Origin of the sequence: Streptomyces sp. NPDC006872 (assembly GCF_040635845.1) — a bacterium.
Classification (GTDB): domain Bacteria; phylum Actinomycetota; class Actinomycetes; order Streptomycetales; family Streptomycetaceae; genus Streptomyces.
This window is the reverse complement of sequence record NZ_JBEYIL010000003.1, coordinates 653,921-672,172: the sequence shown is the minus strand read 5'-3', so window position 1 is coordinate 672,172 and position 18,252 is coordinate 653,921. Positions and strand designations below refer to the sequence as shown.

Here is an 18,252-nt window from a genome sequence, read left to right as displayed (position 1 = left end):
TCGGACACCGCAGGGGCTACGGCTTGAGGTGGCGTTCTGCGAACTCCAGTTCCAGGCGCACCTGCTTGATCCTCTCGTCCACCACCAACGAGCCGTGGCCCGCGTCGTACCGGTACACCTCGTGCACCGCGCGCCGCTCCTCCAGGCGCTCCACGTAGTTGTCGATCTGGCGGATCGGGCAGCGGGGGTCGTTGACCCCGGCCGAGATGTAGACGGGCGCCCGCACCTTGTCGACGTATGTCAGCGGGGACGAGGCCTCGAAGCGGTCCGGGACCTCCTCGGGGGTGCCGCCGAGCAGCGTGCGGTCCATCGCCTTCAGGGCCTCCATCTCGTCGTGGTAGGCCGTGACGTAGTCGGCGACGGGGACGGCCGCGATGCCCACGGTCCATGCGTCGGGCTGGACGCCGAGGCCGAGGAGGGTGAGGTAGCCGCCCCAGGAGCCGCCGGTGAGGATCAGCCGGGAGGGGTCCGAGAGGCCCGAGCTCACCGCCCATTCCCGTACCGCCTCGATGTCCTCCAGCTCGATGAGGCCCACCCGGTGCTTGAGGGCGTCCGTCCAGGCCCGGCCGTAGCCCGTGGAGCCGCGGTAGTTGACGCGGACCACCGCGTACCCGTGGTCCACCCAGGCGGCCGGGGCGGCGGCGAAGGAGTCGCTGTCGTGCCAGGTCGGGCCGCCGTGGATGTCGAAGACGGTGGGGAACGGGCCGGTGGCGCCCGCGGGCTTCTGCACCAGGGCGTGGATGCGGCCGCCGGGGCCCTCGACCCATACGTCCTGCACCGGGACCGAGCCCGGGGACTTCATGCCGGGCGGGTCCAGGACCACCTCACCGGTCGTCGAGCGGACCGCCGGCGGCTGCTCCGAGGACGACCACAGGTACTCCACGCTGCCGTCCGGCCGGGCCGTGGCCCCGGAGACCGTGCCCGGCGGGGTCGGGATGCTCTCCAGCTTCCCGCTCGCCAGGTCGTAGCGGAACAGTTCGCTGCGCGCCTCGAAGCTGTGCACGACGAGCAGGCCCGAGCCGTCCGGGTACCACTCGGCACTGACGTCGCCCGGCAGGTCCAGCTTCAGGTCCGTCTGCGAACCCGTGACCACGTCCCACACCAGGGGCTCCCAGCGGCCGCGGCGCTGGTGGCCGATGAGCAGCCGGGCGTCGCCGTCGACCGGGGCGAAGCCGAGCACCTCCAGACCCAGCTCCTTGGTGCCGCCCAGGGTGTCGTCCAGTTCGGCGACCGTGGTGCCGTCCGGGCGCAGGACGCGCAGCGCGGAGTGCATCGCGTCGCCGTGCTCGGTGTGTTCGACGGCGATGAGCGAGCCGTCGTGGGAGAGGTCGCCCACGCCGGCCGACTCCCGGTGCCGGTACAGCTCGAAGGGGGGTTCGCCGGCCCGTGCCACATGGATCGTGGTGCCGTCCTCGTCCGTCGAGCGGCCGACCACCGCCGTGCGGCCGTCGCGGCCGAGGGCCAGGCCGGCCGGATAGGAGGGGTCGAGGCCGGGGGTGGCCGGCTCGTTCTCGCCGCCGTCGAAGGGCTGGCGGCGCCAGACGCCGAACTCGTCGCCGTCCTTGTCGTCGAACCACCAGATCCATGCGCCGTCCGGGGAGAGCACGCCGTCCGTCGTGCCGTTGGCCCGGTCGGTCGCCTGGCGCCGGCTTCCCGTGGCGCGGTCCCAGGCGTACAGCTCGTACGTTCCCGTCGCGTTGGACACGAACAGGGAGCGGTCCGGCGCGTCCTCCGCCCAGTCGGGCAGCGACACTCTCGGCGCCCGGAAGCGCTTCTCCCAGTCCGGCATGTCCTCGTACTGCTCGGGTGCGGCCGACCCGTTGCTCTCAGTCATGACCCCATACTGCCCGCCCACACCCCCCTTGGGACGCCAAGGCCCCCAGGCTGTGGATAACTTCCCACCACCTTCGCACCGACTTCCCACCGATGAGCCTCCTGACCGCCGCCGCCGCGTGCCTCACCCCGCGGGTCGGCGGCCGCCGCCCGCCCCGTACCGTGGGGGGCGTGTACCGGTTCCTGCTGACGCCCCGCTGGTGGGGGATCAACGTCTTCGTGCTGCTGGCCATCCCCTTCTGCCTGTTCATGGGGTCCTGGCAGCTGAGCCGGTTCGAGTCGCGGGTGGACGACCATCGCGACGCGAAGGAACAGGCCGAGTCCGCGCGTACCGACCCCGCGCGACCGCTGGCCGAGCTGCTGCCCGTGGACAAGGCGACCTCCGGCAAGCAGGCCGTCGCCACCGGGCGCTACGGCAAGCAGCTTCTCGTGCCGGACCGGGAGATCGACGGCCGGGACGGCTACTACGTGCTGACCCTGCTGCGCACGGACGGCGGCAAGGCACTGCCCGTCGTGCGCGGCTGGCTGCCCGGCGCCGCCGACTCCGCGAAGGCCCCGGCGCCGCCCGCCGGCGAGGTCACCGTCACCGGCGCGCTCCAGGCGTCCGAGCAGCCCGGCGACAACGGGGTGAGCGCCCAGGGCGGCCTGCCGACCGGACAGACCGCGGCGATCAGCGCCGCGTCGCTGGTCAACCTGGTGCCGGACGACCTCTACGACGCCTGGGTCACGCTCGACACCGCCGACTCGGGAATGACGACGGTGCCCGCGAAGGCCGCGGCCGACACGGGACTCGACCTGAAGGCGTTCCAGAACCTGGGCTACACCGGCGAGTGGTTCGTCTTCGCCGGGTTCGTGGTGTTCATGTGGTTCCGGCTGCTGCGCCGCGAGGTGGAGTTCGCGCGCGACGCGGAGCTCGGCATCCTCCCGGAAGCGGACGACGAGAGCGCCGTGGTGGTTCAGGACGAGGCCAGCACGCCCGTCCGGTAGATCGTTCCCGCGCACGCGTCGGACACCGTCGCGCTCTCCGTCGGGGAACCGCCGTCGGCCGTGTACGTCACCACGACGCTGCCGTCGGCCGTGCCGTCCTCGGTGACCAGCTGGGTCGAGGTGCCGGAGGTGGTCTCGCCGGAGGCGCCGGACTGCTCGGTCGGGGTCGGCGAGGGGGAGGCCGAACCGCCGCTGTCGCCGCCGGTGCCGCCCGTGGCGGTGCAGCCCTCGGGCGAGGGCACCCAGGCGAACTTCACCTCGTAGGCGGAGCCCGGGGCGAGCAGGTGCTGGGAGACGTAGAGGGACGGGTCGGGCAGGCCGGCTGCCGCGTCCCCCGAGACGTGTTCCAGCACGGTGATCTTCGTGGCGTCGGCCGCGCCCTGCGCGTCGTACGTCACGGAGGCGGCGCCGCCGACGGTACAGGTGGCGCTGGAGGAGTTCTGGACGCGGAAGGCGCCGTAGACGATGCCCGCCGAGTCGGCGACGTCGACCGTGGGGTCGCCGGCGGTGAGCTGGGCCGCCTGGCAGGCGGCGGCGCTCGCCGCGGACGCGGAAGTGGGGCCGGCGCCGCTGGAGGCGGTACCCGCGGACTCCTTGTCCTGACCGGGGTCGGTGGCGCCGCCCTTGCCCTGGTCACCGGTCTTGCCGGAGGAGTCGCCGACCTTGCCCGAGGAGCCGCCGTCGGGGTTCTTGCCCTGATCCACGCCTCCCTGCGCCTGTGAGGCCTGGCCGGCGATGGAAGGGTTGGCTTCGGAGCCGCCCGCGTTCGAGACATGGAGCACGGCGGGGACGGCGGTGCCGAGGAAGAGGGCCGCGGCCGCCATGCCGACGGCCGCCTGCCGCTTGCGGGCCCGCCGGACGGGGACGGCCCGCCGCAGATGGTCCAGCGTGCCGTCGCGCGGCTCCATCTCCTGGACGACGTCGTGCAGCATCCGGCGCAGTGCCAGCTCGTCCGAGTCGAGCCCTTCGGGGCCCTGGTCGTCGAGGTGGTGGTTCACGGTTGAGTTCCCAGCGTGCGATTCGTGACTGTCGTGGCTCCGGCTGGAGCCCTGCCCGGCTTCTTCGCTCACGCCGGCGCCTCCATGGCTATGCGCAGGGCGGCGATACCGCGTGAGCCGTACGCCTTGACCGAGCCCAGGGAGATGCCGAGGGTCTCGGCGACCTGGGCCTCGGTCATGTCCGCGAAGTAGCGCAGCACGAGCACCTCGCGCTGACGGCGCTGCAGGCCCTTCATCGCCTTGATGAGGGAGTCCCGCTCGAGCTGGTCGTAGGCGCCTTCCTCCGCGCTGGCCATGTCCGGCATCGGCTTGGAGAGCAGCTTCAGGCCGAGGATGCGGCGGCGCAGCGCGGAACGGGAGAGGTTGACGACCGTCTGGCGCAGATAGGCCAGGGTCTTCTCCGGGTCGCGGACGCGCTTGCGGGCGGAGTGGACGCGGATGAACGCCTCCTGGACGACGTCCTCGCAGGAGGCGGTGTCGTCGAGGAGGAGGGCGGCGAGGCCGAGGAGCGAGCGGTAGTGCGCCCGGTAGGTCTCGGTGAGGTGATCGACGGTGGTTCCGGCCGCCACGGCTTCTTCGACGCCGTCACGCTGACTGGGGATGCGGGCGGGCCGCGCTGCGGGCATCGGCGCAATCACCGGCATGCCGCCGGACGCGCCGGCCGTACGGGGCCGGAGGGTGCCGCGCGGCGGCCGGAGAGCCGCGCCGCGGGGCGCCACAGTGAGTTCGAGTACCTCTGCCACGCCAGTTGGACACACTTCCCCCCGTGGGGGTTGTACGCGTCCGGCAGCACTTTTGCGTCGACCAAGGTCACGCGCACCCGTCTCATGTGTCCCGCTCTTCCCCTGTATCCATATGAAGGGCGTCCCCACGCCCCCACACGTCCGCGGCCACCCCCCGAGGAGTGACAGCAAAGACGCTCCCCGCCCTGCGCACGGTTGCGTAGAGCGGGGAGGAAAATCTTCGGATGCCAAAGGTGTCCGATACAAGTGTTTCGGACCGTCGACCGGCTCACATTGCTCAGCTGATCCTACTGGCCGGCCAGGCTCTGGCCAGCACTTTTTCCTGTGGAAGACACGGTGGAAGACACGGGGGAAGGCACTGCAGGACCCCTCAGCGCGACAGCTCCGCCGCCACCAGCTCGGCGATCTGGGCGGTGTTCAGCGCGGCGCCCTTGCGCAGATTGTCCCCGCACACGAACAGTTCGAGCGCCGTCGGGTCGTCCAGGGCCCGCCGCACCCGGCCCACCCAGGTCGGGTCGGTGCCCACCACGTCGGCGGGCGTGGGGAACTCCCCCGCCGCCGGGTTGTCGAAGAGGACGACCCCGGGCGCCGTCGCGAGGATCTCGCGGGCGCCGTCGACGGTGACCACGTCCTGGAAGCGGGCGTGGACGGTGAGGGAGTGCGTGGTGACGACCGGGACCCGTACGCAGGTCACGGCCACCGGCAGCTTGGGCAGCCCGAGGATCTTGCGGGATTCGTCCCGCACCTTCATCTCCTCCGACGACCAGCCGTCCTCGCGCAGCGACCCGGCCCACGGGACGACGTTCAGCGCGACCGGCTCCGGGAACGGCCCGGTGTTGTCGCCGACGGCCCGCCGCACATCACCCGGGCTGGTGCCCAGCTCGGTGCCGGCGACGAGCGCGATCTGCTGCCGCAGCGTCTCCACCCCGGCCCGCCCGGCCCCGCTCACCGCCTGGTACGACGACACCACCAGCTCGCGCAGCCCGTACTCGGCGTGCAGCGCGCCCAGGGCGACGATCATCGACAGGGTCGTGCAGTTGGGGTTGGCGACGATGCCGCGCGGCCGGGTCCGCACCGCGTGCGGATTGACCTCGGGGACGACCAGCGGCACCTGCGGGTCCATCCGGAAGGCGCCGGAGTTGTCCACGACGACCACGCCCTTGGCGGCGGCGATCGGGGCCCACTGCGCGGAGACCTCGTCGGGCACGTCGAACATCGCGACGTCGACGCCGTCGAAGGCCTCCTCCGACAGGGCGACGACCTCGACCTCCTCGCCGCGCACGGCCAGCTTGCGGCCGGCCGAGCGCGGCGAGGCGACAAGCCGTATCTCGCCCCAGACGTCGGCCCGCTGGGACAGGATCCGCAGCATGACCGTGCCGACCGCCCCGGTCGCTCCCACGACCGCGAGCGTCGGTCGGCGCGTCCCCGAGATCAACGCCCGGTGCCTCCGTAGACGACCGCTTCGTCGCTGTCGGAGTCCAGCCCGAAGGCGCTGTGCACGGCGCGCACGGCCTCGTTGACGTCGTCGGCGCGGGTCACGACCGAGATGCGGATCTCGGAGGTCGAGATGAGCTCGATGTTGACGCCCGCGTCGGCCAGGGCCTTGAAGAAGTCGGCCGTGACGCCCGGGTTGGTCTTCATCCCGGCGCCGACCAGGGAGATCTTCCCGATCTGGTCGTCGTAGCGCAGCGAGTCGAAGCCGATGCCGGACTTGTTCTTCTCCAGGGCGTCGATGGCCTTGCGGCCCTCGGCCTTGGGGAGGGTGAAGGAGATGTCCGTCAGACCGGTGGACGCCGCGGATACGTTCTGCACGATCATGTCGATGTTGATCTCGGCGTCGGCGATCGTGCGGAAGATCACGGCGGCCTCGCCCGGCTTGTCCGGCACGCCGACGACCGTGACCTTGGCCTCGGAGGTGTCGTGCGCGACACCGGAGATGATGGCCTGCTCCACCGGCTTGTCCCCTTGCTGAATCTGTCGGGTCGGCTCACTGCTGACCCACGTGCCCTGAAGCCCGCTGAAGCTGGACCGGACATGGATCGGGATGTTGTAGCGGCGGGCGTACTCCACACAGCGGTGGAGCAGGACCTTGGAGCCGGAGGCCGCGAGCTCCAGCATGTCCTCGAAGGAGATCCAGTCGATCTTCTTCGCCTTCTTCACCACGCGCGGGTCGGCGGTGAAGACGCCGTCCACGTCGGTGTAGATCTCGCAGACCTCGGCGTCGAGCGCGGCGGCCAGGGCGACGGCCGTCGTGTCCGATCCGCCGCGGCCCAGCGTGGTGATGTCCTTCTTGTCCTGGCTGACACCCTGGAACCCGGCGACGATGGCGATGTTGCCCTCGTCCAGCGCGGTCCGGATGCGGCCCGGCGTGACATCGATGATCCGCGCTTTGTTGTGGACCGAGTCGGTGATGACGCCAGCCTGGCTGCCGGTGAACGACTGGGCGCTGTGGCCCAGGTTTTTGATCGCCATCGCCAGCAGGGCCATGGAGATCCGCTCTCCGGCGGTCAGCAGCATGTCGAATTCCCGGCCGCTGGGCATCGGTGACACCTGCTCGGCGAGATCGATCAGCTCGTCCGTCGTGTCGCCCATCGCGGAAACGACCACGACCACCTGGTGGCCGTTCTTCTTCGCTTCCACGATCCGCTTGGCGACGCGCTTGATGCCCTCGGCATCGGCTACGGAGGAACCTCCGTACTTCTGCACGACAAGGCCCACGTGCGCTCCTCGCTCAGTTTGTCTCTTTCCGCACATACGCCCTTGTACTGCGGTCGGCTCAGTCTAACGAGCGCCCGCATTCCACCCCCCGAGTACCGCATCGTGAGATGTGTTGGACGCCCGCTCGGGATCTCCCTTCCCCCTGAACCGGAAGTGATAGCTGTGAATTAAGTTTCAAGCACTATCGTGCGCTTGTGCACGTACTCCTGGTGGAAGACGACGAGCCGGTCGCCGAATCGCTGAGGCGCGGACTGAAGCGCTACGGCTTCGAGGTCGACTGGGTCACCACGGGCGCCGCCGCCCTCGCCCACTCCGACCCCTACGACGTCGTGCTCCTGGACCTCGGCCTGCCCGACACCGACGGCCTCGACGTCTGCAAGGCCCTGCGCGAGCGCGGCAGCGTGCCGATCATCGTGATCAGCGCCCGCAGCGACGAGACGGACCGGGTGGTCGGCCTGGAGCTGGGCGCCGACGACTACGTGTCCAAGCCGTTCGGGGTGCGGGAGGTCATCGCCCGGATACGGGCCGTGATGCGGCGCGTGCAGCCGCCGCTCGCCGCCGCGGAGAGCGGCGCGGACCGCTACGGGACCCGGCTGACCATCGACCGCAAGGCGGCCCGCGTCCACGTCGACGGCCAGGAGATCGCGCTCGCACCCAAGGAGTACGACCTGCTGTCGTTCCTCACCGAGGAGCCGGGCGCGCTGATGTCGCGCGAGCAGATCATGGAAGCGGTCTGGGACGCGAACTGGTTCGGGCCGACCAAGACGCTGGACGTGCACGTCGCGGCCCTGCGCCGGAAGTTCGCCGGCGTGATCACGATCGAGGCGGTGCGGGGCGTCGGCTTCCGCCTGGAGATCGTCAAGACGGCCGAGCCCACATGAACCGGCAGCTCATCCAGAGCTACATCCTGCTCGTCGCCGTCGCCATCCTGCTGTTCACGGTGCCGGTGGCCTTCACGCTCACCAAGCAGCTGCGGGACGACACCGAGCTGTCCGTCCAGCGCGAGGCCAACACCATGGCGCTGCTGCTGGGCAACGGCGACGCCATCTCGTGCGAGGCGCTGACCGAGGTGGCCAAGGCGTACGGCGACCGCAACCCCGGCGATGTGCAGGTGACCCCCACCGACCGCTGCGTCCCGGACCTGCCGAGTCCCACCGCCGACGCGGCGCTGACCCGGGCCGTGCAGCGCAACGACCCGACGACCGACTGGGGCTCGGACTTCATCTGGGGCAAGCGTCTGACGATCACCGTGCCCGCCGAGGGGGACGCGGCCGTACGGATCGTCTACTCGACCTCGGACATGACCAGACGGCTGTGGCAGATCTGGGGCTTCCGGGCCGGGCTCGCCGTGCTCGTCCTGGCGGCGGCGGCCGCGATCGGCGCGGTCGCCGCCCGCCGCATCACCCGACCGCTGCGCCAGCTCAACGACATGGCGACCAAGTTCAGCGACGGCGACCTGACCGCCCGCACCCCGGTGACGGGCCCCCCGGAGACCCAGACCCTGGCCCGCACCCTCAACGCGGCGGGCGAGCGCCTCGACACCCTGATCGCCTCGCAGCGCATCTTCGTCGCGGACGCCTCCCACCAGCTGCGCACCCCGCTCACGGCGCTGCGCCTCTCCCTGGACAACATCGCGGACGGCGTCGACGACGAGTTCGTCCGGGAGGACGTGGAGCAGGCGACCGCCGAGGTGGTGCGGATGAGCCGCCTGGTCAACGGGCTGCTGGTGCTGGCGCGGGCCGAGGCCAAGGTCACCGCGGCGGAGCCGCTGTCGCTGTACGACATCGTGGCCGAACGCCTCTCGGTGTGGAGACCGGCCGCCGACGAGCGCGGAGTCACCATCGCGCTCAGGGGGAGTGCCGACGACCGGCCGTCTGTGCTGGCCAGCCCCGGTCATCTGGACCAGGTGCTGGACAACGTGCTCTCGAACGCCCTGGAGGTGTCACCGGACGGCGCGGCGATCACCGTCCGGGCGGTGTCGAAGGGCGACAAGGTGGTGCTGTCGGTCCTCGACGAGGGTCCGGGCATGTCGGACGCGGAGAAGTCCCGCGCCTTCGACCGCTTCTGGCGCGGTCAGGGCCTCACCGGGCGCTCCGGTTCCGGTCTCGGCCTCGCCGTCGTCAAACAGCTGGTGACGGACGACGGCGGGACGGTGACCCTCACGGACGCTCCCGGGGGCGGGCTGTGCGTGGCGATCAGCCTTCGGGCATCACCGAGGAGTGGTGGTTGACGATCTTCCACTCACCGTTCCGCTTCTCCCACTCGTAGGTGTAGCGGGCCTTGACGACGCTCTTCTTGCCGGTGTCGTGGTCGGTCAGCGTGAACTGGTAGAGGCCCGCGTCCAGCACCGAGTTGGAGTCCAGGACGTTGATGTGGGTCTCGATCTTCTTGCCGACCGGCTTGTTCGCCAGGAAGTGCTCGAAGTAGTCGATCAGACCGGCGCGGTCGGTGCGCGGCTTGTTGGAGAGGGTGGGCAGCAGGACCGAGTCGTCGGCGTAGAGGTCGGCGACCTTCTCCGGGTCACCGGTCTGGATCGCGGCGTTCCAGGTGTCGAAGAGGGCGACGACCTGCTTCTTGGAGGGCTTCGAGGGCTTGCTGTCGCCTGCCGCACTGATCCCGACCGTCACCGTGGCGGCGGTGACGACGGCGGTGGCGGTGACGAGGGCGGCGCGTATGCGGGTCTTGCGGGTCATCGCAACTCCTGTGCGGCTTGTGCCTGTTGGGATGACTCAAGACTCGCGTCCGGCCGGTTAGGGCCCGTGCAGCCGCCGTACAGGGGACGTACAACGCCCCTCCAATTCCTCCGGCGGATCCTCAGGCGGACGGCTGCCTGCCCCGGACCAGGCTGACGCCGGCCCCGAGGGAGACGACCCCCATGCCGACGGCCGTCAGCACGCCCTGCGATCCGTCGACCACGAAGGGGGCGGCGGCGGCGACCACGAGGTTGAAGAGGAAGAGGAACCACAGGACGGGGCGGGAGGAGAGCAGGGACTTCATGGCGTCGCGTTCCTTAGCGTCGGAAAGTTTCGGCGGGTTTCGCCGGCGAGATCAACGATCCCGTCTCCGACCTGCGCAAACGAGGGAGCGCACTCCCGATTCGAGGGTGTAGACAGGTACACCATGACGTTGCTGGCGGGGATCGTGCTGCTGGGCTCGTGCGTGCAATGGCTGACCGGGATGGGCTTCGCGCTGGTGGCCGTGCCGGCGCTGATCCTGCTGCTGGGCCCCTCCGAGGGCGTCGTGCTGGCGAACTGCGCGGCGGGCGCGATCAGCGTGGTGGGACTGGCGGGCGGCTGGCGCCGGGTGCGGCCGGCCTCGATGGTCCCGCTGTGCGCGGCGGCCGTCTGCACGGTCCCCGCCGGCACCTGGGTGACTCGCCGACTCCCCGAGCCCGCCCTGCTGTTGGGCATGGGCGTACTGGTGACCGCCGCGGTCCTGCTGATCATGCGGGGCGCCCGCGTCCCCGCGCTGCGCGGCACCCGGGGCGCGCTCGTGGCCGGCGCCGCGGGCGGCTTCATGAACTCGGCGGCGGGCGTCGGCGGCCCCCCGGTCTCCCTGTACGCCGTCAACGCGGGTTGGACGGTACGGGAGTTCGTGCCGAACGCGCAGTTCTACGGCGTCGTCGTGAACGCCTTCTCGGTGGCCGCGAACGGGGTGCCGAGACTGGCCGCTCCCCAGTGGGCGTCGGTGGCCGTGGCGATGGCCGTGGGCGCGCTGATCGGCCACGCGCTCGCGGGCCGGCTGCCGGAGAAGCTCGCCCGACTGCTGGTCCTGGGACTGGCGTTGGCGGGCGGGCTGACGGCGATGGGCAAGGGGTTCACCGCGCTCGTGTGAGCGTCCTGCGCTACGGTCGCCGGATGGACGTTCTGCGCTATGTCGCCTTCTCCACCGACCCGGCCGGGGGCAACCCCGCGGGTGTCGTGCTCGATGCCACCGGGGTCGACGACGCGACCATGCTGGCCACTGCGGCGGAGGTCGGCTACTCGGAGACGGCGTTCGTGGTGCCGTCCGACGACGGTCTCGCCGTCCGGTACTTCAGCCCGCTCGCCGAGGTGCCGTTCTGCGGCCACGCGACGATCGCCACCGCCGTCGCCCACGCCGACCGGCACGGCGCCGGGACGCTGAGCCTGCGCACCGGCGTGGGTGTCGTCCCCGTCACCACGGCCGTGGCCGACGACGGGACCACGGTGGCGACCCTGGTGAGCGTCCCGCCGCGCACGGCGGCCCTCCCGGAGGCGGACCTGGCCGAGCTGCTGGCTGCGCTGCGCTGGTCCGCCGACGAGCTCGACCCGGCGCTGCCGCCCCGCGTCGCCTACGCGGGCGCCTGGCATCCGGTGATCGCCGCGGCCGACCGGGGCCGGCTGGCCGACCTCGACTACGACCTGCCCGCGCTCACCGCGCTCATGGCCCGGCACGGCTGGACCACGGTCGACCTGGTCCGGCGGGAGTCTCCGACGGTCTTCCACGCCCGCAACCCGTTCCCGCCCGGCGGGGTCGTCGAGGACCCGGCCACCGGCGCGGCGGCCGCGGCCTTCGGCGGCTACCTCAGGGAACTCGAACTCGTCACCGCCCCGGCGACCTTGACGATCCGCCAGGGCGAGGACATGGGCCGTCCGAGCGTCATCACGGTGACCGTCCCCGACGGACGGGACACCGGCATCGCGGTCACCGGCGCGGCCGTACCGATCTGATGCGGGGAGGGGCCGGGAGCCGGGTGCGGCTCAGGTGGCCGGGCGTACGCCGAGGCGCTCGCCGATCTCCTCCGCCATCACCCGGCCCGCCTCGAACTCGAGGGTCTCGTCGCCGAGCGGGGTCTGGTCGGTGTCCAGGCCGTCCAGCTCCTCCAGGGGCTGGTTCAGGCGCACGTGCGCGAGCACCGAGTGCAGGGCGCGCAGGGTCGCCGAGGCCGTGGAGCCCCAGTTGGAGAAGTAGGAGAACTGCCACCACCACAGGGCCTCGGTGGTGCGGCCCGCGCGGTAGTGGACCATGCCGTGGCGCAGATCGGCGATGACGTCGGCGAGGTCGTCGGAGATCCGGGCCGGCACGGGCGCCTTGCGCGGCTCGTACGGGTCGAAGACCTCCGAGTAGACGTCCACCGGCTCCAGCAGGCGGGCCAGGTTCTCACGGAGTTCGTCCGCGTCCGGCTCGAAGCCCGGGTCGGGCTCGTAGCGCTCGTCCGGGAGGATGTCCTCGTGGGCGCCCAGGCGGCCCCCGGCCAGGAGCAGCTGGGAGACCTCCAGGAGAAGGAAGGGGACCGCCGAGCCCGGCTCGTCGCCCTTCGCCACCTCCGTGACGGCTACCAGGAAGCTCTCGACCTGGTCCGCGATCTGGACCGCGAAGTCGTCCGGGCTCAGGCCGGTCGCGTGCAGCGTGGCGTCAGACATCTAGGAGTCGTCTCCCCTCGAAGGCGCGGCCGAGGGTGACCTCGTCCGCGTATTCCAGGTCGCCACCCACCGGGAGGCCGCTGGCCAGGCGGGTGACCTTCAGGCCCATGGGCTTGATCATGCGGGCGAGGTAGGTGGCGGTCGCCTCGCCCTCCAGGTTCGGATCGGTGGCCAGGATCAGCTCCGTGACCGAACCGTCGGCCAACCGCGCGAGAAGTTCTCGTATACGCAGGTCGTCGGGACCGACTCCCTCGATGGGGCTGATCGCGCCGCCGAGGACGTGGTACCGGCCGCGGAACTCGCGCGTGCGCTCGACCGCGACGACGTCCTTCGGCTCCTCCACGACACAGATGACGGAAGGATCCCGGCGGGCGTCACGGCAGATGCCGCACAGCTCCTCCTGCGCCACGTTGCCGCAGGTCGCACAGAAGCGGACCTTCGCCTTGACCTCCATCAGGCACTGCGCGAGCCGCCGTACGTCCGTCGGTTCCGCCTGCAGGATGTGGAAGGCGATCCGCTGCGCGCTCTTGGGACCGACGCCGGGCAGCCGCCCGAGCTCGTCGATGAGGTCCTGGACCACGCCTTCGTACAACGGACTGCCGTCCTTCCTGAGGGTTCCTTGCCGTACGTACGGTAGTTGGCCGGGGCCGGTCTTAGAAAGGCAGTCCCGGGATACCGCTGCCGCCGCCCAGGCCCTGGGCCAGCGGGCCGAGCTTCTGCTGCTGGAGCGTCTGCGCGTTCTCGTTGGCCGCGTGGACGGCCGCGACGATCAGGTCGGCGAGGGTCTCGGTGTCTTCGGGGTCCACCGCCTTCGGGTCGATCTGCAGGGCGCGCAGTTCGCCGGATCCGGTCACCGTGGCCTTGACCAGGCCGCCGCCCGCCTGTCCGTCGACCTCCGTGTTCGCCAGCTCCTCCTGGGCACGGGCCAGGTCCTGCTGCATCTTCTGGGCCTGCTGAAGCAGCTGCTGCATATTGGGCTGGCCGCCACCGGGAATCACGTTTCGGCTCCTGTCTGCCTTCTTGTCGCTGTCTGCCACTGAGCCTACGTGCTCCATGAGCCCGTCGCCCTGTCACTCTTTCGAGTGAGTCACTTCGCTGTCCTATACCTGATCAAGGCATCATTCCGGGCGGAAAAGCAGCGAAAGCTGCCTCTTCGCCACCCATTGGGCGGTAGTAAGGGTCCGGCACATCAGCATCACGCGTTACGCGGAGTGACCGAGTCAGTAGGGAGTGCGGGTGGGTCAGCAGCCGGAGATGCAGCCCGAGGGTCCGCCTCAGGACGGGTGGGGCGAGGGCGCGGCCGGGCTGCGGCCGGGCGACCTGACCGGGCGGGCGTTCCCGCTCGGGGACTGGGGCGAGCCCGCCGAGCGGCTCGACGAGCTGTACCGGTGGGTGGAGCGCGGGGCGCTGGAGACCGCCGCCTGGTACCTCGCCGACCGGGTGTGGAAGCGGCGCGGCGCGCGCGTGCTGCGCACCGGGGCGGCGGCGGGGGCGGTGTGCGCGGCCGCGCTGCCGCTGCTGGACCTCACCCGGGTGCTGGGCGGGGTCGCCCCCTGGGGGTATCTGGCGCTGCTGCTGGCGGTGGCCTGTGTGGCGGTGGACCGGTTCTTCGGGGTGACCTCCGGCTGGATAAGGGACGTGGCCACCGCGCAGGCCGTGCAGCGCCGGCTCCAGGTGCTCCAGTTCGACTGGGCGTCGGAGAGCGTCCGGGAGGTGCTGGGCCCGGCCGACGGCACGGCGAGCGAGGCGGCCGAGCGGTGCCTGGCGGTGCTGCGGCGGTTCTCGGAGGACGTCACCGACCTGGTGCGCACGGAGACGGCCGACTGGATGGTGGAGTTCCGGACCGGGCCCGCGCCCATGGGGATCCAGGCGGCGGTCGCCTCCGGCGGACGCTCGGACGGTTCGGGATCGGGCCGCTTCCCGATGCCCCCCGGAGTGAACGCCCGCCCGAACATGCCCAGACAGCGACCGCCGGAGCCCCGCTGACCCCGCCCCACAAGTCACCCCCGTCACCCCCGTCGCCCCACGCGTCACTGGCGCGCCTCGTCGGCGCACAGCCGTAGTCCCTCCGGCGTCCAGCACGGCAGGTGGCCGTGCGTGCGGATCACGTCCTGGCCGTTGCCCCGGCCGAGATAGGTCAGGAAGCTGGAGGCCAGGGAGTCGGCCGGCGGGCGGCCGTAGGTGTAGGCGTACTCGATCTCGCGGTACGGGTAGGCGCTCGTGCCGTGTTCGATGGCGTCCACGGAGGGCGCCTCGCCGTCGAGGTCGACCGGGTGCAGTCCCCTGGCGTCGTCGGCCAGGTTGAGCTCGCTGTAGCCGATCGCGCCCGGGGTGGCGGCGACCGTCGACAGCACCTGGTCGGTGGAGTCGAGCTCGCAGCGGACGACGGGGGCCGTCGGGTCGTCCTTGTGGCGGCAGTCGACGGACGAGTTCGCGATCTCGCCCCGGCCGCCCAGCACCCGCCGCTGGAACACCTGCCGGGTCCCGGAGTTGGCGTCCCGGCTGACCAGGACCACCGGCAGATTCGGCCCTCCCACCTCGTCCCAATTGGCGATCTCCCCGCGGTACAGCCGCCGCACGTCCGCCGTCGAGAGGCTCTTCAGCGTCACGTCGTCATGGACGACCAGTGCGAACACGGACACCGCGACGCGGTTCTCGCTCAGCTGGTCGACCCCGGCCGGCCTGGGGCCGTCGGAGAAGGCGACGACCGGCGGCGAGCCCTTCTTCCTCGCGGCGCCGGCGGCGACGAGTTCGCGGATGCCGGCCGTCGAGCCGTGCGGGTCCACGGTGAGGTGCGCGCCCTCGCAGTCGCGTTCGTACTTGGCCGCCACCTCCCGGATCACCGGGGCGAACGCGGTCGAGCCGGTGACCGTGAGCGTGCCGCGCGCGCAGCCGATCGGCGGTGGGTCGTCCCGGACGACGACGATCGCCGCGAGGGTGACCACGCAGACCGTGAGCAGGATGGAGATCAGCCGGGACGCCCGGCTGAACAGGGGCGGGGTGTCGTCCGGGGTAGCGCTCCGGTTGGGGTGCACCTCGCCGTCGCGCAGCCCGCCGTAGAGCCGGATCCCGCGGCCCACGTCGCCGCCGGACAGCAGCACCAGCAGCTTGAAGTGATCGCGGGGGTTGAGCGGGACGCGCGGGATGCGCAGGGTGTCGCCGTCGTAGCCGAAGCCGCGCTCCGCGATGAAGTGGTCCATCAGATGGCCGAACTCGGTCGGCTGGGTGACCGACACCCCGCGGATCGTGCGGTCGGTGAACACGGCGGTCAGGCCGTGGAGTTCGGGGCCGGTGTAGTCGTCACGGGCGATGCCCTGCGAGCCGTCGTTCTCGATGCGCAGCAGGACGAGCGTCGCGTCCGACATGCCCGGCGCCTCGTCGAAGAGGCCGAGCCGACGGTTGGGCCGGCCGGATCTGACGTCGTCGCCCACCGGGTTGTCCATCTGCACGCGGTAGCCGACCCGCTTGCGGCGCGGTGTCCGGCGCTCGAACCAGACCATGACCCCGGACGCGACGATGCCGACGAAGGCCGTTCCCACGGCCACGATGTTCTCGGCGTTCAGCCAGTCCACTGTGGGTGCCCCCGCAACTCCCGACAGTCGGTCGTGAGTTCACCGTACGGGCGTTCCGATACGGGGGCCGGTGAGGTCGTCGGACGTTCGCGGAACGTTCATCCGCGGCTGTACGTCAGCTTCTCCCCCGTGCCGGTGTTGACGCGTTGCAGACGGCCGTCGGCGAGCAGGGTGACCTCCGAGGCGGCGCCGGGGCTGCACGAGGAGAGGGGCTCGCCGGCGGTGACCTTGGAAGGGCCGATCTTCAACGGGCCCTCGCCGCCGGGCCGCCCGGAGAGGTCGGCGCTGAACTCGCAGTGGTAGGCGTCCCCGTCGGCGACGAGGACGAGCACCGCGTCGCCGACCTGGCCCTGCGAGATGGTCAGCCGGCGGGTGTTCGAACCGCTCTCGTTGTCGATGGTGGTCGTCCAGGCGCCGAGGTAGCGCGCCGGGACCACCCCGTCCGTCGGGGAGGCGGACGCGGAGGGCGAGGCGGACGCGGACTCGGATCCGCCCGGGGTGGGCAGCTCCGAGGCCTTCGGCGAGGAGGACGTCGATGCGCCGGACGCCGGGTTCGCGGTGGTGTCGTCGTCGCCGTTCATGAACGCGTACACCGAGCCGCCGGCGGCGATCGCGACCACCAGGGCGACCAGCACCAGCAGGGCGGTCGCACGGCCGCTGCGGCGCGGCGGCTCCTCGGGGTCGACCGGACCGGCGGGTCCGGCGGGCCCCCCGTACGGGTCGTAGGGCGGGGTGGCGCCCGCCGCGTACGGGTTGTAGGGCGCCGGCCCGCCCGACGGCTGGTGCGGATAGCCGTAGCCCGGGGCCGGGGCCGCGGCCGGATGCGGCCGGGGGTGGCCGTACGCCGGGTGGGCCGGGCCGGCGTCCGCGCCCGGCCGGGGCGGCTGCGGCGGGATGCGGTCGAACCCGGCGACCAGCGTGGGGCGGTGGTCCGGCGCGAGCGCGTCGCCGCGCGGGCCGGAGTGCTCCGGCGCGGCCTCGGGGTACCCCGCCGGGTACCCGGCGGGGTACCGCTCCGCGCCCTCGGGGTCCTCCACCTCCAGCAGCCGCACGGCGTGCCGGCCGAGTTGGGCCACCAGGGCGCCGGGCAGCCAGGGGTCGCGGGAGCGGCCGTCGGAGACGGTGTCGTCGACGCCGGTGAGCTCCAGGACCCGGTCGAGGGAGGGACGGGCGGCCGGGTCCTTGCGCAGACATGCGCGGACCAGGTCGGCGATGCCCTCGGGGACGCCCGACAGCTCGGGCTCCTCCTCCGCGATGCGGAACATCAGGGCGTGCACCCCGCTGTCGGCGGAGCCGAAGGGAAGGGCGCCGGTGGCGGCGTAGGCGATGACCGAGCCGAGGCAGAAGACATCGCTCGCCGGGGTGACTCCGTCGCCGCGCAGCTGCTCGGGGGCCATGAAGCCGGGCGAGCCGACCACCGCGCCGGCCTGGGTCAGCGGGCCCTCGCCGGTGACGCTCTCCAGCGCCCGCGCGACGCCGAAGTCGATCACCCGGGGTCCCTCGATGGTGACCATCACATTGGACGGCTTGAGGTCGCGGTGGACGATCCCGGCCGCGTGGATGTTGGTGAGCGCGTGCGCGAGCCCGGCGGCGAGGATGCGCACCGACCGCTCGGGCAGCGGACCGTGGTCCTGGCTCACCACCTGCTGGAGGCTCGGCCCGGCGACATAGCCGGTGGCGACCCAGGGCACGGCGGCCTCGGTGTCCGCGTCCAGGACTGGCGCGGTCCAGAACCCGCCGACCCGCTGCGCGTTGCGCACCTCCTGCCGGAACCGCGCCCGGAACTCCTCGCGCGCGGCCAGCTCCCGCCGGACCAGCTTCACGGCGACCGTCCGCCCCCGGTCCGAGCGGGCGAGGTAGACCTGTCCCATGCCGCCCGCCCCCAGTCGCGCGAGCAGCCGGTAGCCGCCGATGCGCTGCGGGTCCCCCGGGCCCAGCTTCTCCATCGCAGCGCCGCCTTTCCCCCACATGTGTGATCGAGACATGTGTATTTCCAGCCGAGAATAATCCGGCCGTT

General features: G+C 71.8%; 18 protein-coding genes. 6 read left to right on the top strand and 12 right to left on the bottom strand.

Annotated elements, in window-relative coordinates; genetic code table 11:
* Positions 1-16: 16 nt before the first annotated feature.
* Complete coding sequence (locus ABZ725_RS12050; RefSeq protein ID WP_358802548.1) at positions 17-1,834, bottom strand: prolyl oligopeptidase family serine peptidase; 1,818 nt, start codon at positions 1,832-1,834, stop codon at positions 17-19.
* Between the two features lie 170 nt (positions 1,835-2,004).
* Here ABZ725_RS12050 and ABZ725_RS12045 point away from each other — a divergent pair, with 170 nt between their 5' ends.
* The gene (locus ABZ725_RS12045; RefSeq protein WP_358802765.1) at positions 2,005-2,820 is read left to right on the top strand and encodes an SURF1 family protein; all 816 of its coding nucleotides are present in this window, start codon (positions 2,005-2,007) and stop codon (positions 2,818-2,820) included.
* On the opposite strand, the gene ABZ725_RS12040 is transcribed toward ABZ725_RS12045, so the two are convergent.
* From ABZ725_RS12040 to ABZ725_RS12025, 4 genes are all read right to left on the bottom strand, one after another.
* Positions 2,790-3,818, bottom strand: a complete 1,029-nt coding sequence (locus ABZ725_RS12040) for a hypothetical protein (RefSeq protein ID WP_358802547.1) — start codon at positions 3,816-3,818, stop codon at positions 2,790-2,792. The two genes, ABZ725_RS12045 and ABZ725_RS12040, sit on opposite strands and share 31 nt — an antisense overlap.
* Positions 3,819-3,886: 68 nt before the next feature.
* On the bottom strand, positions 3,887-4,462 hold the full coding sequence (locus tag ABZ725_RS12035; protein WP_079664898.1) for a SigE family RNA polymerase sigma factor: 576 nt from the start codon (positions 4,460-4,462) through the stop codon (positions 3,887-3,889).
* Between the two features lie 469 nt (positions 4,463-4,931).
* Positions 4,932-5,993 (bottom strand): aspartate-semialdehyde dehydrogenase, encoded by a 1,062-nt coding sequence (locus tag ABZ725_RS12030; RefSeq protein ID WP_358802764.1) that lies wholly within the window; start codon positions 5,991-5,993, stop codon positions 4,932-4,934.
* Complete coding sequence (locus ABZ725_RS12025; protein WP_351910334.1) at positions 5,993-7,279, bottom strand: aspartate kinase; 1,287 nt, start codon at positions 7,277-7,279, stop codon at positions 5,993-5,995. The genes ABZ725_RS12030 and ABZ725_RS12025 overlap by 1 nt, the downstream gene beginning before the upstream one ends.
* A 194-nt stretch (positions 7,280-7,473) precedes the next feature.
* Between ABZ725_RS12025 and ABZ725_RS12020 the strand changes: the two genes are divergently transcribed.
* Positions 7,474-8,160 carry a response regulator transcription factor gene (locus tag ABZ725_RS12020; protein ID WP_358802546.1) on the top strand — a complete coding sequence of 229 codons (687 nt, stop codon included), beginning with the start codon at positions 7,474-7,476 and terminating at the stop codon, positions 8,158-8,160.
* On the top strand, positions 8,157-9,509 hold the full coding sequence (locus tag ABZ725_RS12015; protein ID WP_358802545.1) for a HAMP domain-containing sensor histidine kinase: 1,353 nt from the start codon (positions 8,157-8,159) through the stop codon (positions 9,507-9,509). Before ABZ725_RS12020 ends, ABZ725_RS12015 begins: the two co-directional genes overlap by 4 nt.
* On the opposite strand, the gene ABZ725_RS12010 is transcribed toward ABZ725_RS12015, so the two are convergent.
* Entirely contained in the window at positions 9,475-9,972 is a 498-nt protein-coding gene (locus ABZ725_RS12010; protein WP_358802544.1) for an SgcJ/EcaC family oxidoreductase, read from the bottom strand. The genes ABZ725_RS12015 and ABZ725_RS12010 overlap by 35 nt on opposite strands.
* 121 nt (positions 9,973-10,093) lie before the next feature.
* Positions 10,094-10,276 (bottom strand): hypothetical protein, encoded by a 183-nt coding sequence (locus ABZ725_RS12005; RefSeq protein ID WP_358802543.1) that lies wholly within the window; start codon positions 10,274-10,276, stop codon positions 10,094-10,096.
* Between the two features lie 123 nt (positions 10,277-10,399).
* Between ABZ725_RS12005 and ABZ725_RS12000 the strand changes: the two genes are divergently transcribed.
* Entirely contained in the window at positions 10,400-11,113 is a 714-nt protein-coding gene (locus tag ABZ725_RS12000; RefSeq protein WP_358802542.1) for a sulfite exporter TauE/SafE family protein, read from the top strand.
* A gap of 23 nt (positions 11,114-11,136) precedes the next feature.
* Entirely contained in the window at positions 11,137-11,970 is an 834-nt protein-coding gene (locus ABZ725_RS11995) for a PhzF family phenazine biosynthesis isomerase (RefSeq protein WP_358802541.1), read from the top strand.
* Positions 11,971-12,000: 30 nt separating this feature from the next.
* Here the strand turns inward: ABZ725_RS11995 and ABZ725_RS11990 are convergent, their stop codons facing one another.
* From ABZ725_RS11990 to ABZ725_RS11980, 3 genes are all read right to left on the bottom strand, one after another.
* A complete protein-coding gene (locus ABZ725_RS11990) occupies positions 12,001-12,663 on the bottom strand; it encodes a DUF5063 domain-containing protein (protein WP_351910319.1) in 663 nt (220 codons plus the stop codon).
* A complete protein-coding gene (gene recR, locus ABZ725_RS11985) occupies positions 12,656-13,255 on the bottom strand; it encodes a recombination mediator RecR (protein WP_351910317.1) in 600 nt (199 codons plus the stop codon). The genes ABZ725_RS11990 and recR overlap by 8 nt, the downstream gene beginning before the upstream one ends.
* A gap of 61 nt (positions 13,256-13,316) precedes the next feature.
* Positions 13,317-13,661, bottom strand: a complete 345-nt coding sequence (locus tag ABZ725_RS11980) for a YbaB/EbfC family nucleoid-associated protein (RefSeq protein ID WP_351910315.1) — start codon at positions 13,659-13,661, stop codon at positions 13,317-13,319.
* A 238-nt stretch (positions 13,662-13,899) separates the two neighbouring features.
* On the opposite strand from ABZ725_RS11980, the gene ABZ725_RS11975 reads away from it, so the two are divergent.
* Complete coding sequence (locus ABZ725_RS11975) at positions 13,900-14,649, top strand: SLATT domain-containing protein (RefSeq protein ID WP_358802540.1); 750 nt, start codon at positions 13,900-13,902, stop codon at positions 14,647-14,649.
* Between the two features lie 44 nt (positions 14,650-14,693).
* Here ABZ725_RS11975 and ABZ725_RS11970 read toward each other — a convergent pair whose 3' ends face one another.
* On the bottom strand, positions 14,694-16,235 hold the full coding sequence (locus tag ABZ725_RS11970; RefSeq protein WP_358802539.1) for a substrate-binding domain-containing protein: 1,542 nt from the start codon (positions 16,233-16,235) through the stop codon (positions 14,694-14,696).
* 98 nt (positions 16,236-16,333) lie between these two features.
* The gene (locus tag ABZ725_RS11965) at positions 16,334-18,181 is read right to left on the bottom strand and encodes a protein kinase (RefSeq protein WP_358802538.1); all 1,848 of its coding nucleotides are present in this window, start codon (positions 18,179-18,181) and stop codon (positions 16,334-16,336) included.
* Positions 18,182-18,252: the final 71 nt, after the last annotated feature.

What these genes read in the sequence shown, in the direction of transcription:
- ABZ725_RS12050 (WP_358802548.1), bottom strand. Translation starts at nt 1,834, where the DNA reads ATGACTGAGAGCAACGGGTCGGCCGCACCCGAGCAGTACGAGGACATG.
- ABZ725_RS12035 (WP_079664898.1), bottom strand. Translation starts at nt 4,462, where the DNA reads ATGCCGGTGATTGCGCCGATGCCCGCAGCGCGGCCCGCCCGCATCCCC.
- ABZ725_RS12015 (WP_358802545.1), top strand. Translation starts at nt 8,157, where the DNA reads ATGAACCGGCAGCTCATCCAGAGCTACATCCTGCTCGTCGCCGTCGCC.
- ABZ725_RS12010 (WP_358802544.1), bottom strand. Translation starts at nt 9,972, where the DNA reads ATGACCCGCAAGACCCGCATACGCGCCGCCCTCGTCACCGCCACCGCC.
- ABZ725_RS12005 (WP_358802543.1), bottom strand. Translation starts at nt 10,276, where the DNA reads ATGAAGTCCCTGCTCTCCTCCCGCCCCGTCCTGTGGTTCCTCTTCCTC.
- ABZ725_RS12000 (WP_358802542.1), top strand. Translation starts at nt 10,400, where the DNA reads ATGACGTTGCTGGCGGGGATCGTGCTGCTGGGCTCGTGCGTGCAATGG.
- ABZ725_RS11995 (WP_358802541.1), top strand. Translation starts at nt 11,137, where the DNA reads ATGGACGTTCTGCGCTATGTCGCCTTCTCCACCGACCCGGCCGGGGGC.
- ABZ725_RS11990 (WP_351910319.1), bottom strand. Translation starts at nt 12,663, where the DNA reads ATGTCTGACGCCACGCTGCACGCGACCGGCCTGAGCCCGGACGACTTC.
- ABZ725_RS11965 (WP_358802538.1), bottom strand. Translation starts at nt 18,181, where the DNA reads ATGGAGAAGCTGGGCCCGGGGGACCCGCAGCGCATCGGCGGCTACCGG.